Genomic DNA, 13,523 nt, shown 5'->3' with positions numbered 1-13,523 from the left:
ATTTCCAATTTCAAGTAGCCTATAGAGGTTCTGCGTACTTTCATCAATATTTCATTTTAACCGCTGCGTCTTCTTGACAAATGAATGAAGGTTACGGCAAGCGCAAGGACAAGAACTACGCCTTTGACAATGTCGTTGGCATAGTACTGCACCTTCATCATCGTCATGCCGTTCAGAAGCACGCCGATAAGGATCGCGCCGAAGAACGTACCGATTACATTGGGACGGCCCGCCCCAAGCACGGAATAACCGATAAAGACGGCCGCTACCGATTCCATCATCATCGGAGCGCCGGCATCGATCTGGCCTGTGCCGACGCGCGCCGCGTACAGAATGCCTCCGATGGCCGCAAAAATGCCGGATGCGATATAAGCAAACGTACGGATACGGCGCACCCGAACGCCTGACAGCCGCGCAGCTTCTTCGTTGCCGCCCGTTGTATACATCTGGCGTCCCCAGCGGGTGTATTTGAAGAACAGGTGAACGGCGATCACCGCAATAACCATCAGCACAACCGGAACCGGGATGCCAAGCAGCTTGCCTTGGCCAAGCCACAGAAACGACTCGCTGAACTTGCCCGGTGCCGTGGAACCGTCAGGCATAGGCATATTGTTGTAGATCGAATAGCCTTTCGTATAAGTCTTATGAATACCGCCTACAATGTACATAACCGCCAATGTCGCCAGCATGTCCGGAATACGGATTTTGACGATCAGAAGCGCATTGAGCAGACCTACCAAAGCGCCAATCAACAGCGCAACAACGATAACAACGACAACCGGCTGTTCATACCAGACCATAAAGGCGGCCGTTACAACCGTCGTTAACGATACGGTCGAGCCTACCGACAAGTCGAAGCCGTCAACCGTCAGAGAGAAGGTTACGCCGATCGCAACAAAGGTCGTAATCGAAATCGACCGCAAAATATCCGACAAGTTAGCGTACGTAAAGAAATGCTCATCCCACATCGAGAAGAATAGGATGACTAAGGCAATAACAAGTAGCGATCCGAATTTAAAAATGAAATCTAGTGACTTCTCTCTCATGCCTGCTCCTCCTTGCCGCCGCTTGCATAAAGCATCAGCAGCTCCTGCGTGGCTTCGCCCCGGCCAAATTCCTTCACAAGTGCTCCGTCGCACATGACGAGAATCCGGTCTGCGATGCCCATCGCTTCCGCAAATTCACATGTTAAGTAAACAATTGCCTTCCCTTGCTCGGCAAGCGACCCGATAATGCGGAAAATATCGCTTTTTGCGCCGATATCCACGCCTTTCGTCGGCTCATCGAACAGGTACACCTCCGCGCCGGTGGGAAGCCATTTTCCGATGGATACCTTTTGTTGGTTGCCACCGCTGAGCTGACCGGTTTTCTGATTGGGAGAAGAGGTCTTGATGCCAAGCTTACCGATAATCGCGGCTGCGTTATTCGACTCTTTCCTCCCGGACAGGAAGCCGCTTCTCGTCAGCAGCTTCAGAATCGGCAGGCTTAAGTTGTTCTGCACCGATTCTCCTACAAGAATCCCCTGCTTCCGCCGTTCCTCCGGGACCAGCACAATGCCGCCAGCTATGGCATCCGCCGGTTCGCTGTTGTTAATCGCTTTCCTCGCGATGGTCACATGACCCTTATCTGCCTTATCGGCGCCAAACAACACTCTCGACAGCTCCGTTTTGCCGGCTCCGACCAGTCCAACAATGGCCACAACTTCACCGCTGCGGGCATTAAAGCTTACATTGCGGACATGATGGCCGCGCGTAACTCCTGACACCTCAAGCAGCGGCTCGCCGATCGGAACCTCCGTTTTCGGGAACTCCTCCTCGAATACACGGCCTAGCATAGCTTGCACGACGTCGTCAATCGTTAACGAAGAGGTAGACTCGGTCAACACCCGCTCACCGTCGCGCATAACCGTAATGCGATCGCAGAGCTGGAATACTTCCGGAAGCCGGTGGGAAATAAAGACGATTCCAATCCCTTCTTCCTTCAGCTGTCCGATAACACGGAATAACCGCTCCGCTTCTTCAAGGCTCAGCGGTGCGGTCGGTTCGTCAAAAATAACGTATTTTGCTTTCTCCGTCAGCAGTCTGGCAATAAGCACAAGCTGCTTCTCGGCGAGCGTCAGCTCTCCTGCCTTCTTCTTGACCGGAATCGATGCGCCAAGCCGCGCCAGCGTTGCTTCCGCCTGCTTCTCCAGCTTGCGCCAGTTCAGCCACAGGCTGCTGCCTTTGCTGGAAATGCTGTCGAGCATAACATTCTCCGCCACGCTCAGCTGCGGCACCAGAGCGGTGTCAACTTCCTGATAAACGCAATGGATGCCCAATTGTTTGGCATCCCCAGGTGAACCGATATGAACTTGCCGCCCGTCGATTGTAACCGCGCCTTCGTCCTGGCCGTAAGCACCCGATAAAATTTTCATCAGGGTACTTTTGCCGGCGCCGTTGGCGCCAAGAAGCGCGTGAACCTCGCCGCTTAGCAGGTTAAATTCGACGTCGCGGAGGGCGGGGACGCCGGAAAAAGCTTTCCGGATCCCCTTCATTTGCAATTGCTTTGCAACACTCATGTTGTGCACCTCTCCAGCTAAAAAGAATTGCGAAGCAATTCTTGCTTCGTAAGCATTAAGCCTTTGCCCCTGGATTATTTCGAACCTTCCAGCTCTTTCATCCAGTCTTCATAGTTTTGCGTGCTGCTTCCCCAGCCTTTGATATATTGGGACAGTTGAGTCGTGCTTACTTGCTCGGCTGGCAGCTCGTCGCGGCTTACGTATACGGCGTTGAGCACAGTAATCGGATCGTTAGCCTCGCCTTTAAATTCTTTGTACAACGTACGAACTTGAACGCGTCCGATATCCTTCGGATCCACGGCAGCCGAAGCAACCCAAGGGCTGTTCTTGTCTTGAATCATTTGAAGATCTTCGTCGCTCATGTCGATGCCGTATACTTTGATTTCCGTACGGCCTGCTTGCTGGATTGCGCGCGCAGCGCCTTTTGCGAATTCATCCCAAGCTGCCCATACCGCCGTAATGTCGCCTTTGTTCGGATATTGCTTCAGAATCGCTTCCATTTGCGCTTGCGTGTCCATTGCAGGATTGTTAGCGTTACCGAATGCCGCGATTTCTTTGATGTCAGGATATTTCTCTTGGAATGCTTTATAAGCAACTTGGCGGCGTTCCATTGGAGCAAAGCCCGCTACCCATACTTTTACGATGTTGCCTTTGCCGCCAGCGTCTTTAGCCAGCTGCTCAAGCGTCAGGTTCGCCATCGATTGGTCGTCCTGTTGCAGAACAGGTACGCCGTCAACTTTTACGTCTGCGTCGAATACGACAACTTTGATGCCTTTTTCTTTTGCTTTATTGATTCCTTGTTCCAGAGCGCCGGCTTGTCCATGGTCGATCAGGATACCGTCGAAGCCTTGGTTGACAGCAGCGTCAAGGTTGGAAGACATTTTAGCCAGGTCGTTATCGGAAGCGAAAACTTGAACGGAGCCGCCGAACTTCTCAACTTGCTCTTTCACGCCTTCTACGTATTGCGAAGAAAATGTGCCTGTGTTGAACTGCATAACGAGTGCTACTTTCTTGCCTTTCAGTGCGTCAAGCTCGCTGTTGCCCGATGCTGCAGGCGCTTCCGACGCGTTAGCCGATGCGTTGCTGCTAGCTTCGGAATTAGCGGAGTTGTTGTTGTTCTTGCTGTTGCCGCATGCCGATGCTATGACAAGAACGATTGCGACAAGCAGCGTCAATGAAAGTTTACCCCATTTTTTCATGTTCTTCTTCTCTCCCTTTTTATCTAACCAAAATGATAGATGAAATGATCTATTTGTAATCATATCATTTTTACCAAGTATGTCAATCGGAATTTAAGTATTATTTTCACAATATGGGAATCACTCGACAAACACGAATAATAATGTCGAAAAAGATCGAAACGTTCAACAATTGCCATTATATTAACCACAACGAATAATTGCAATGAATAATTTGTTACAGCGTCGGGCAGAATGCCGCAGAACGCAAAAAGAACGGCTGATCCGGCGTTATACCGGTTCAACCGTTCTCTTAATCTAGCTTTAAAGGATAATGGCAATGAGTCCTCCGGAACCTTCGTTAATGATTCTTCCGAGCGTCTCCTGCAGCTTGTAGCGCGCGTTGTCCGGCATCATCGCGATTTTGCCCTGGATGCCTTCGCGAACCAAGGAATGGAGCGATCTTCCGAAAATGTCGGACTCCCAGATCTTGATCGGATCTGCCTCGAAGTCCTGCATTAAGTAACGGACAAGCTCCTCGGTCTGCTTCTCCGAGCCGATAATCGGCGCGAATTCGGATTCTACGTCGACGCGGATCATATGGATCGAAGGCGCAGTCGCTTTCAGCCTTACGCCAAAGCGGGAGCCCTGACGGATGAGTTCCGGCTCATCCAGAGCCATCTCCGCAAGCGTTGGCGCCGCAATCCCGTAGCCGGTAGCCTTAACCATCTCGAGCGCTTCCGCGAACCGGTCGTATTCCCGCTTCGCATGCGAGAATTCCTGCATCAGCTGGAGCAGATGATCCTTGCCGCGGATTTCAACTCCGACCACCTCCATCAGGATGCGGTCATACAGTTCATCCGGCGCGAAGAGATCGATCTCCGCTACGCCTTGCCCCATGTTCATGCCGCTGAGGCCGGCCCTGGCAATGAAATCATAATCGGAGAACTGCGAGACTACGCGGTCGACGTCTCTCAGTCTGCGAATATCCTTTACCGTATCGCGTACGGAGTTTTCGTAGTTGCTGCGCAGCCAGTGGTTTTCGTTCAGCACCATGACCCAGCTTGGCAGATTCACGTTGACTTCGTGAACCGGGAACTCGTAGAGCACTTCGCGCAGGACGGACATGACTTCTTCTTCGCCCATAGTCGCGACGCTCATCGTAATTACCGGAATATCGTATTTGGCCTGCAGCTCCCCGCGAAGCTGAATCGCTTCTTCGCCGCGAGGACGAGTGGAGTTAATGATAAGCACGAACGGCTTGCCGACTTCCTTCAATTCGCCGATTACGCGCTCTTCCGCCTCAACATAAGAGGCGCGCGGGATTTCGGCGATGGAGCCATCCGTCGTTACTACAACGCCAAGAGTCGAGTGCTCTTGAATCACTTTTCTGGTGCCGATCTCCGCCGCCTCTTGGAACGGAATCGGTTCGTCGAACCAGGGCGTGGTAATCATGCGAGGGCCGTTCTCATCCTCGTAACCTTTCGCCCCTTCGACGGCGTAACCAACGCAGTCCACAAGCCTGACGTTTACATCAAGTCCTTCACTGACGCGCAATTGTACCGCTTGATTCGGAACAAACTTCGGTTCAGTAGTCATGATCGTTTTACCCGCGGCGCTTTGAGGAAGTTCATCAACGGCTCTCACACGCTCGGCTTCGCTTGCAATGTTCGGAAGCACAACCGTTTCCATAAACCGCTTGATAAACGTTGATTTGCCCGTACGGACAGCCCCTACTACCCCGAGGTAAATATCCCCGCCGGTACGTTCGGCTATATCCTTGAAAATGTCCACTTTCTCCACTGAATATCCCCTCCCAATTGATTTTCCGGTTCGCCGCCTTCCACCGGACTCAGAGGGCAGGCCAGCGACGCAACTCGTACAGCTTGTTGGACTAGTAATATCATATTGTCCTAGCCTACCGAATATTCCGATTCCTTTCACAATTTTTCCCTTAAGTCAGTCACGCTCTTGCCCTTCCAAGATTGAGTTATATGAAGATGTAAAGATTTCTATACCAAAAAATCCTCACTACCGGTCCGTATAGGAAGGTAATGAGGATTCGTGTTTTAAGCTTATTTGCCTTGTTCCGAAACGGCCTGAGGTTCATGATTCACCCAATGGTAGACCGGCGCTTTAACCGGTACGTACATGTCGGAATCAACCAGCACGGCGCGCAGGTCGGTGTCAGCCGCAATACCCGCCTCGCCTTTCTTCTGCATGGCCTGCATGATGTCAATGCCGTAATCCGCATACACGCGGCCGGACTCGTCCATGATGGCCGCAAGCGTCTGGAAGGAATAGTCGCTATGCAGATCCGGCGCTTTTTTGTTCATCGTTTTATAATCGATATAGGAATAGCCGGGGTAAGCGGGCTCGCCTTTAGGCAGCCGGTTATCGTGGTTTTTCTTATATTCGTTCACCCAGCTTTGAATATCATTGATCTGCTGATAGGTAAGCAGATTCATCAGCTTGATCTGCGGCTTGGTCTCTTCGTTGATAATCAGGAAATAATAATGGCCGCCGTTCTCGAAAGCTGCCGTCGGTATCGAGCTCAAATACCCTTTGTTCTTCAGCTGCGTAAAATCAACCTGAAACTTTTCATAGACCGGCGTATCCTCGCTGCTGTTTTTCATAGGCAGCATCCCGGTCTCCGACTGGTATTGATCAATAGCAGCCTGTACGTTTCGGACAGCTTCCTTCGGGGCGGCCTGGTTTTGCTTAAGCTCGCTCTTCGGGTACATACAGCCGCCCAAGGACAGCACGGTTACGATCAATATAGTAAGCATTGCCAGACGGCCGGAAGCTCCGGGCAACGGATTTCTTTTTTTCACCCGCATCGATTATTGCTCCTCCTCGTTCTACCACAACTCGTCTTTTTCTTCCGCCTGCTTCGCCAGAAGCTTCTGAACGGCGGCGCGAAGCGGATCAAGCGGAACGTCCACTTGCACCACTCCTCTTACTTTAGCCTGGCACGCAAGCCTGTAGCCCTCTTCCTCCAGACCGGCAAGCTTTCGCTTCTCTTCCTCCGCGATCGGCATCAAATCGCTCTCCGGAAGTATTTTCACCTTGCACATGAAGCAAGCCGCGTTGCCGCCGCAGCGGGTCTGAATGAGCACGCCGGCCCTTCTTGCCGCCGAGAGGATTGGCGTTCCCGGCTTAACTTCTATCGTTGTTCCGGATGGCCAGAACGTAATCCTTCCGCTCATTTGGCAGCACCTGCCTGCTTGCGGGAAAGCCGCCGACTCATTTGCTTCCTTGCCTCTATCGTGAACACATTCCGCTGTTCAAGGAGCAATCGGGCTGCCTCATGCCGCGATTCTTCTTGCATATAACGATCCACGACGATTTGCAGCCGGTCTTCACGTTGCCGCATCCAATTGAACCAGAGCTCATGCGCGAGCGGAACAACCGGAACATACAGCTCCTCTTGCCCCTTCATAACGGCAAGCTGCTCAGAGAACGGTTTTAGCAATTCGCGGACTTCGGTTACGTAACGGCAGCCTTCCGCACGGACAACAAAGCCGCCTACGAGTTCAACCGGAATGCCTTCTATTACATAATGGCTGAGAACGGACCGATAATTACCGCATTCGCTTAACTGCTTCGTATCGGCAGCATACGGCTTCAGACGTTCATAGAGCAGATCGTAATCGGCATCATCGGCATACAAATCGATATCGTTGGGCTTTGCCGATAGCGGCAATCCGCGCAGCATCAATCCCGCACTGCCGCCCAGTACCCAATCGGCCCCTACGCCCTCTAGCGCCCGGACGATGGCAGCAAGAGCGTTTTCTATAGCTGTTTGTTTGTTCATCACTGCACATCCTTTCCGGCGTTGCTAATTAGAAATAAGGCTTGTTTACGGCTTTCACTAGAATATCCGCGCTCTTCACTACAGCCTGGCACGCTAGACGGTAACCGTCTTCAAATTCCTCCGGCTCCATCCGGTCCCATTCGGCATCCGTAATTCCTTCGAGAGCCGCTGCTCCTTCTTCAATCAAGCATCGGCATCTTGCGCAGGTACCTCTTGTGCAATTCGAAGACCAGTCTACCTTGGCTTTGAGCGCGTGCTTAAGCAGCGTAGCCCCAATCTCGGGCTCAACAACCGCTGTTCTTGTTCTCCCCTTCAGTTCAATCATGCGGCTATGGTTCCTTTCACGCTGTCAATATGTATGGTCTTTCTTTTAGACAATGGCAATCAGCCCGCATAGAAAACCGAATACAAGCAGAATAAAAGAAACAAAGGATAATGAAAACTTAATAACGCCTTTGGTCTTTAATCGGGCAAACGTAATGATAACAGCGGCAATCGCCATCAATCCGATCCCGATTAAAGAAATCCACATCTTCGTCATTGGATCCATGAACTAATCTACTCCCTAGTCGATAACGGTAATAAATGCAACACTCATTATAACATCAAGCTCAAAAAAGGACAAAAAAAGCCAAAAGATCTGCTTTTTTAGGCAGATCTTTTGGCTTTGACTTACTTGATCATCATTTTAATCAACGATTCGATGCCGCCCATGCTCATGCCGCTGGCTTTCACGGCCTTTACAATATCGTTCATCGTTTTATCCGATACCGGAACCTTTGCCATATCCGATACCTGCTTAATCAGCTTGCGGAGCTCTTCTTCGTTCTGCATCGTGGATGCCGATACGCCGTTCGCCAATTTTTTCACCGCATTCTCGGAAATGTTTTTGCCGGTTTTCTTATTTATTGCATTAAGAACATCTTTGGAAAGATTCTTGTTACTCATACTTTTGCCCTCCTTCAATGTCGCTGAAGACCTCATAAGCATTAGCCTTGGAACATCATATGAGGAGGGCAAATGTTTGGTATAGGCGCATGTCTTAGCCTAACTGTTCAATTTCGTGCGTCTTTAAGCGGCCCATCAAATTCTCAACCGCGGACTTTGGAGAATTGTTGGCAAACAGCACGCTGTACAACTCTGCCGTGATGGGCATTTGCACATCGTATTGCTTCGCAAGCTCGTTTGCTGCGCGGGTCGTCCTTACGCCTTCCACGACCATGCCCATCCGCTCCAGAACTTCCTCAAGCGGCGTGCCGTCCGCCAGCATCGAGCCTGCACGCCAGTTCCGGCTGTGCTGACTCGTACAGGTGACAACCAGGTCGCCTACGCCCGCAAGACCCGCAAAGGTCAGCGGATTAGCGCCCATCGCCGTTCCAAGCCGGCTGATCTCGGCAAGACCGCGGGTAAGCAAAGCCGCTTTGGCGTTGTCGCCAAAGCCAAGGCCGTCTGACAAGCCTGCTCCAAGAGCGATAATATTCTTGATTGCGCCAGCCACTTCCACGCCAACCACGTCCGGGTTCGTGTAAACGCGGAAATAGCTGCTCATAAAAGCGTCTTGCGCCTGCTCCGCCGCGTTCATGTCCGCAGAAGCAACCACTACCGTTGTAGGCTGCTTGCGAATTACTTCCTCGGCATGGCTTGGACCCGACAACACGACTATCTTATCGGCAGGACGGTTCAGCTCCTCCGACAAAACCGTAGTCATACGTTTCAGCGTATCGGCCTCAAACCCTTTTGTCGCATGTACGACCAAAGCCTCTTTCGGCAAATAAGGAGCGGCTTGCTTTGCAACCGCCCTCATTGCCGATGAAGGAGCAACAAATAAAGCCAGCTCCACGTCGCTTAGAGCCTCCTGCATGTCCGTTGTCGCGTGAAGCGACAACGGCAGAGTAACGCCAGGCAAATATTTCTCGTTCTTATGACTGGCATTCATCTGGTCCGCATGCTCGGCAGACCGCGTCCACAGCTGTACATCGTAACCATTGCCGGCCAGTACAGCGGCAAGCGCGGTCCCCCAGCTGCCTGCCACCAGTACCGCCGCACGCCCTTTATGTTCCGACTTTGCTTGCGACATCCTTCCGATCACGACCCTTTCTTAGCACCAAGCTTGTTCTCTGTTCCTTGCAGCAGCTTAACAATATTCGTACGATGCCGTACAAATGCGAATACGCATAGAATGAGACTGACCGTTAATACGGGAGCGGAATAGAAGAAGATCGAAATAAGTACAGGAGTCAAAGCCGCGAAAATAAGCGATCCAAGCGATACGTAACGGGTAATGGCAATGACAATAATCGTAACAACCCCGGCGATTAGCGCCGGGACAAAGGCAAGCGCGGCAATTGCGCCAATCGTCGTCGCAATTCCTTTGCCGCCTTTGAAATTGAAATAGATCGGCCAATTATGTCCCATGATCGCCGCAAGGCCGCATAACGCAGGCGTCCAGTCAATCCCATCCAATCCGAGCCAGCGACCGATAAACACCGCTGCGATCCCTTTACCCAAATCAAGCACGAAGCAAAGCAGGCCCGGCCCTTTCCCCAGGACGCGGATCGTATTGGTAGCGCCTGCATTGCCGCTGCCATGCTCCCGGATATCTATGCCCTTAACCAGTCTGGCGATTACGATGCTAAACGATACCGAGCCAAGCAAGTAACTCAGAACAACCGCGATTACAGCGTATATCAAGCTTCTTCTCCCCTAATCTTCATCCGATTTCTTTCTAGTGAACAGACGGACAGGCGTTCCTTCAAAATCAAATGCCGCACGGATCTTGTTCTCGAGATAACGCTCGTATGAGAAGTGCATCATCTCCGGATTGTTCACGAAGATCACGATGGTAGGCGGCTTGGTTGCCACTTGGGTCACATAGTTGATTTTGAGGCGTTTGCCTTTATCCGTCGGCGGCGGGTTATAAGCAACCGCGTCAGACACGACATCGTTAAGCAGATGGGTCTGAATCCGCATGGCATGCTGCTCCGATACATGGTTTACGACAGGCAGCAGCTTATGCAAGCGCTGTTTTGTCTTCGCGGACAAAAAGACGATAGGCGCGTACGTCATGAACAGGAAGTGGTCGCGGATATTTTGCGTGAATTCCTGCATGGTCTTGTCATCCTTCTCGACAACATCCCATTTGTTCACGACAAAGATCGAAGCCTTGCCCGCTTCATGCGCATAACCGGCGATATGCTTATCCTGCTCGATGATGCCTTCCTCGCCGTTAATGAGAACAAGCACAACATCGGCACGCTCGATTGCTTTTAAAGCGCGCATGACGCTGTATTTCTCCGTAGACTCGTAAACCTTGCCGCGTTTGCGCATGCCAGCCGTGTCGATCAGCACGTACTTCTGACCGTCGCGCTCGAACGGCGTATCGATCGCGTCGCGTGTAGTTCCGGCAACGTTGCTGACGATTACGCGCTCTTCCCCAAGCAGCGCGTTAACGAGCGACGATTTGCCGACGTTCGGGCGCCCGATCAAGGCTACGCGGATGACATCGTCGTCATAGCCGTCATCTTCAAGCTCCGGAAGCTTCTCGATCGCCGCATCCAGCATGTCGCCGATACCGAGGCCATGCGAGCCGGATACCGCAATCGGAGTACCGAAGCCCAAGCCGTAAAATTCGTAAATCTCGTCCATCCGGTTCAGGTTGTCCACTTTGTTGACAGCGAGAACGACCGGCTTATGGGATCGGAACAGCATTTGCGCCACTTCGTCATCCGCATGCGTAACGCCCGCTTTCGCGTCGCACATAAAGATAATAACGTCCGCTTCCTCAATAGCAAGCTCCGCTTGCATGCGGACGGATTTCATAATTTCATCTTCGCCATCGATTTCAATACCGCCTGTATCAACGATGCTGAATGCTTTACCATTCCATTCTCCTGGGCTGTAAAGACGGTCCCGGGTTACGCCCGGTTTATCTTCAACGATTGCCAGCCGATCGCCAACCACCCGGTTAAAAATGGTGGATTTGCCCACATTCGGGCGACCAACTATTGCAATAACGGGTCTTGCCATAGGTCAATGCTCACTCCTTCAGAAATACTCACGACTATCATCATAGCAAAAAACAACGTTCTTGGCTAACTTTACATCTTTTAATGATGGTTTACAATGACAATCGTGCCGTTTTTCAAGTCATGCGCACTGGCATCCAAAATTTTTTCAAGCAGGAAAGCGGTCTGCTGCATCGCCTTATCGTCCGGTTCAATAAAGATAGGCGCGCCACCGCCAACCTTCTCGTGCTGGGTGGTTACGACTGCAATGATTTTAGCCATTGTTCGGAGCCTCCTTATTAACGGAAGCCTCGGTAGGCATGCGGACGGCAGACTCCAGAATCGGAACTTTGTTAATGATCTGGAGCGCTTTCGTCGCGTCTTTCTCCTGCGGCAGGAAAAATACGGCAAGCCGTCCATCCTTCATGTCCAGCTTAGCCATCGGAATAAGCGCCGGCTCCCCGTCATCCCGGTAAACGCCAAGAATCGTGGACAGATCGTACAGGATCGCCTGTCTTTGGCCGAGGTTCCCGATCGTTACTTTTCCATTAGGATTATAGGGAGTCAGGATAAAGCCCATTCCACGCTCCTTGATGATCTCCTGATTCGACTGCAGGCCAACGTTCATGATATAGATGTCGCCGACGAACAGGTCCGGACCGTCTACGCGAACCTCCGCTCCCTCGGTGCGGCATATGTGGGAAATCGTCTTCCCCGATTTCAGGAAGCGCACAAAGAGCAGCGACAGAATTCCGCCTGCGAAGCCAAGGTAAATGTTCCAAATGATAGAGAACAAGCTCGTCACCAGGGCCGTCATAATAACCAGGTAGTTCCGTCCCTCGAAGACCATCGCAATGCCTTCAATATAAGTGGAGCCTCGGCTGACAAGCTCCAGCTCGTCGATCTTGGTTAAAGTCTCTCTTTCCATCTTCCTCACGTCACGGAATTGCTGGGCGGCAAGCGACAGGAAAGTGATCGCCGTATAGTCCTTGTTGTAAAGGGCGGGAACGGCAACCGCTCCAAGCGCGGCGGCAATCACCCCAAGGGAGATATGAATGATCCGCCCGTGAGGGTAAGTCGGATACTGCCTGTAATCGGTAGTCAGCATAAGAAGCCGTGATACAATGCCAAATACGATTCCGAGCAATACGCCTAACAGCATTTTGTGCTCCACAAGATAAGCATTCATTCGGGTGAGCTTCCTCCTTTATTCCGCCAAGGGATGGCTATAAATCGCGTAACGCCGGTTCGCACGAGCAGGAACAGCAGGCTGATCAAGCGCGCAGCGACAAAAGCAATCCAAATGCTGTCCCACCACTGAAGCGAGCCGACGGACGCCTCATATGCGCCATGCTGCAGCAGGGCATGTACAAGCTCTGCTGCAGCGCCGGCATACAGCAGTACGGTTAATTGATGCTGCCCCTTCGACGAGAAGGCCGCTGCCAGCACGCCGGCTACAACGGGACCGTCCAGCAGCGGATCGAGCCAGAAGAACACGGGGTCAACGCTGTACATCTTCCTCACGCTCCCCCAGATCATGCCGGCCAGCAGGGCACAGATAAGAAGATACCCTCGCGAATCCCATACAAGCGGCCCGCGCATCGCAAGCAGGCTGATCAGCATCAGCAGGATTGTTCCCGCAAAAACATGAAGCTGAATGGATCCAAACCCGAAGGTTTCTTGTATCGGCTGAAGCGCCGCGCACACGGCAAGCGCAATAAAAAACCATCTTTTATGCTTAATTGTCAATCCGACAAAATCCGACCAGCCTGTTGAAATCAAAATAGCAGCCATTAGCATAATCCAGATGGAAATATATCCCGCATTCACTAGCAAAATCACCTCTCGTTGACCTATTATGCTCCAAATAAAAGGGGCTATTCCCGTTTTTTGCAATTCCGGAATAGAAAAAGAGGCCATTCCCGATTAGAACCTAATCAGGAATGGCCTCTTTATTACATCGATAT

The 13,523-nt window shown here is 51.7% G+C and carries 16 protein-coding genes; all 16 read right to left on the bottom strand.

Annotated elements, in window-relative coordinates:
- Window positions 1–56: 56 nt before the first annotated feature.
- Window positions 57–1,046 carry an ABC transporter permease gene (locus FHT67_RS05535; RefSeq protein ID WP_132304690.1) on the bottom strand — a complete coding sequence of 330 codons (990 nt, stop codon included), beginning with the start codon at window positions 1,044–1,046 and terminating at the stop codon, window positions 57–59.
- The gene (locus FHT67_RS05530) at window positions 1,043–2,557 is read right to left on the bottom strand and encodes a sugar ABC transporter ATP-binding protein (RefSeq protein WP_132304688.1); all 1,515 of its coding nucleotides are present in this window, start codon (window positions 2,555–2,557) and stop codon (window positions 1,043–1,045) included. Before FHT67_RS05530 ends, FHT67_RS05535 begins: the two co-directional genes overlap by 4 nt.
- A gap of 74 nt (window positions 2,558–2,631) precedes the next feature.
- A complete protein-coding gene (locus FHT67_RS05525) occupies window positions 2,632–3,756 on the bottom strand; it encodes a sugar ABC transporter substrate-binding protein (protein WP_167196276.1) in 1,125 nt (374 codons plus the stop codon).
- A 303-nt stretch (window positions 3,757–4,059) separates the two neighbouring features.
- Window positions 4,060–5,538 (bottom strand): stage IV sporulation protein A, encoded by a 1,479-nt coding sequence (spoIVA, locus tag FHT67_RS05520; RefSeq protein WP_132304684.1) that lies wholly within the window; start codon window positions 5,536–5,538, stop codon window positions 4,060–4,062.
- Window positions 5,539–5,810: 272 nt separating this feature from the next.
- Window positions 5,811–6,575, bottom strand: coding sequence for a DUF3939 domain-containing protein (locus FHT67_RS05515; RefSeq protein ID WP_132304682.1), 765 nt, complete (start codon window positions 6,573–6,575; stop codon window positions 5,811–5,813).
- A gap of 21 nt (window positions 6,576–6,596) precedes the next feature.
- Complete coding sequence (locus FHT67_RS05510) at window positions 6,597–6,944, bottom strand: 2Fe-2S iron-sulfur cluster-binding protein (protein WP_132304680.1); 348 nt, start codon at window positions 6,942–6,944, stop codon at window positions 6,597–6,599.
- Entirely contained in the window at window positions 6,941–7,552 is a 612-nt protein-coding gene (locus tag FHT67_RS05505; RefSeq protein ID WP_167196273.1) for a nucleotidyltransferase family protein, read from the bottom strand. Before FHT67_RS05505 ends, FHT67_RS05510 begins: the two co-directional genes overlap by 4 nt.
- Before the next feature lie 28 nt (window positions 7,553–7,580).
- Entirely contained in the window at window positions 7,581–7,877 is a 297-nt protein-coding gene (locus FHT67_RS05500; RefSeq protein WP_132304676.1) for a 2Fe-2S iron-sulfur cluster-binding protein, read from the bottom strand.
- A gap of 45 nt (window positions 7,878–7,922) precedes the next feature.
- Window positions 7,923–8,102 (bottom strand): DUF2768 family protein, encoded by a 180-nt coding sequence (locus FHT67_RS05495; RefSeq protein ID WP_132304674.1) that lies wholly within the window; start codon window positions 8,100–8,102, stop codon window positions 7,923–7,925.
- A gap of 122 nt (window positions 8,103–8,224) precedes the next feature.
- Window positions 8,225–8,500: a stage VI sporulation protein F gene (locus FHT67_RS05490; RefSeq protein ID WP_132304672.1), complete on the bottom strand. Its 276-nt coding sequence runs from the start codon at window positions 8,498–8,500 to the stop codon at window positions 8,225–8,227.
- Window positions 8,501–8,594: 94 nt separating this feature from the next.
- Window positions 8,595–9,629: an NAD(P)H-dependent glycerol-3-phosphate dehydrogenase gene (locus FHT67_RS05485; RefSeq protein ID WP_132304670.1), complete on the bottom strand. Its 1,035-nt coding sequence runs from the start codon at window positions 9,627–9,629 to the stop codon at window positions 8,595–8,597.
- An 8-nt stretch (window positions 9,630–9,637) separates the two neighbouring features.
- The gene (gene plsY / locus FHT67_RS05480; protein WP_132304668.1) at window positions 9,638–10,243 is read right to left on the bottom strand and encodes a glycerol-3-phosphate 1-O-acyltransferase PlsY; all 606 of its coding nucleotides are present in this window, start codon (window positions 10,241–10,243) and stop codon (window positions 9,638–9,640) included.
- 12 nt (window positions 10,244–10,255) lie between these two features.
- The gene (gene der, locus FHT67_RS05475; RefSeq protein ID WP_127494203.1) at window positions 10,256–11,578 is read right to left on the bottom strand and encodes a ribosome biogenesis GTPase Der; all 1,323 of its coding nucleotides are present in this window, start codon (window positions 11,576–11,578) and stop codon (window positions 10,256–10,258) included.
- 80 nt (window positions 11,579–11,658) lie between these two features.
- Window positions 11,659–11,838: a capping complex subunit for YIEGIA gene (locus tag FHT67_RS05470; protein ID WP_132304666.1), complete on the bottom strand. Its 180-nt coding sequence runs from the start codon at window positions 11,836–11,838 to the stop codon at window positions 11,659–11,661.
- Window positions 11,831–12,745 carry a YIEGIA family protein gene (locus FHT67_RS05465; RefSeq protein ID WP_132304664.1) on the bottom strand — a complete coding sequence of 305 codons (915 nt, stop codon included), beginning with the start codon at window positions 12,743–12,745 and terminating at the stop codon, window positions 11,831–11,833. The genes FHT67_RS05470 and FHT67_RS05465 overlap by 8 nt, the downstream gene beginning before the upstream one ends.
- Window positions 12,742–13,350, bottom strand: coding sequence for a YphA family membrane protein (locus tag FHT67_RS05460; protein WP_208403115.1), 609 nt, complete (start codon window positions 13,348–13,350; stop codon window positions 12,742–12,744). The genes FHT67_RS05465 and FHT67_RS05460 overlap by 4 nt, the downstream gene beginning before the upstream one ends.
- Window positions 13,351–13,523 lie beyond the last annotated feature (173 nt).

The organism is Paenibacillus sp. BK720, assembly GCF_011761545.1.
Classification (GTDB): domain Bacteria; phylum Bacillota; class Bacilli; order Paenibacillales; family Paenibacillaceae; genus Pristimantibacillus.
Note: the sequence above shows the minus strand (reverse complement) of the source record. Positions and strands in the feature narration are given on the sequence as shown.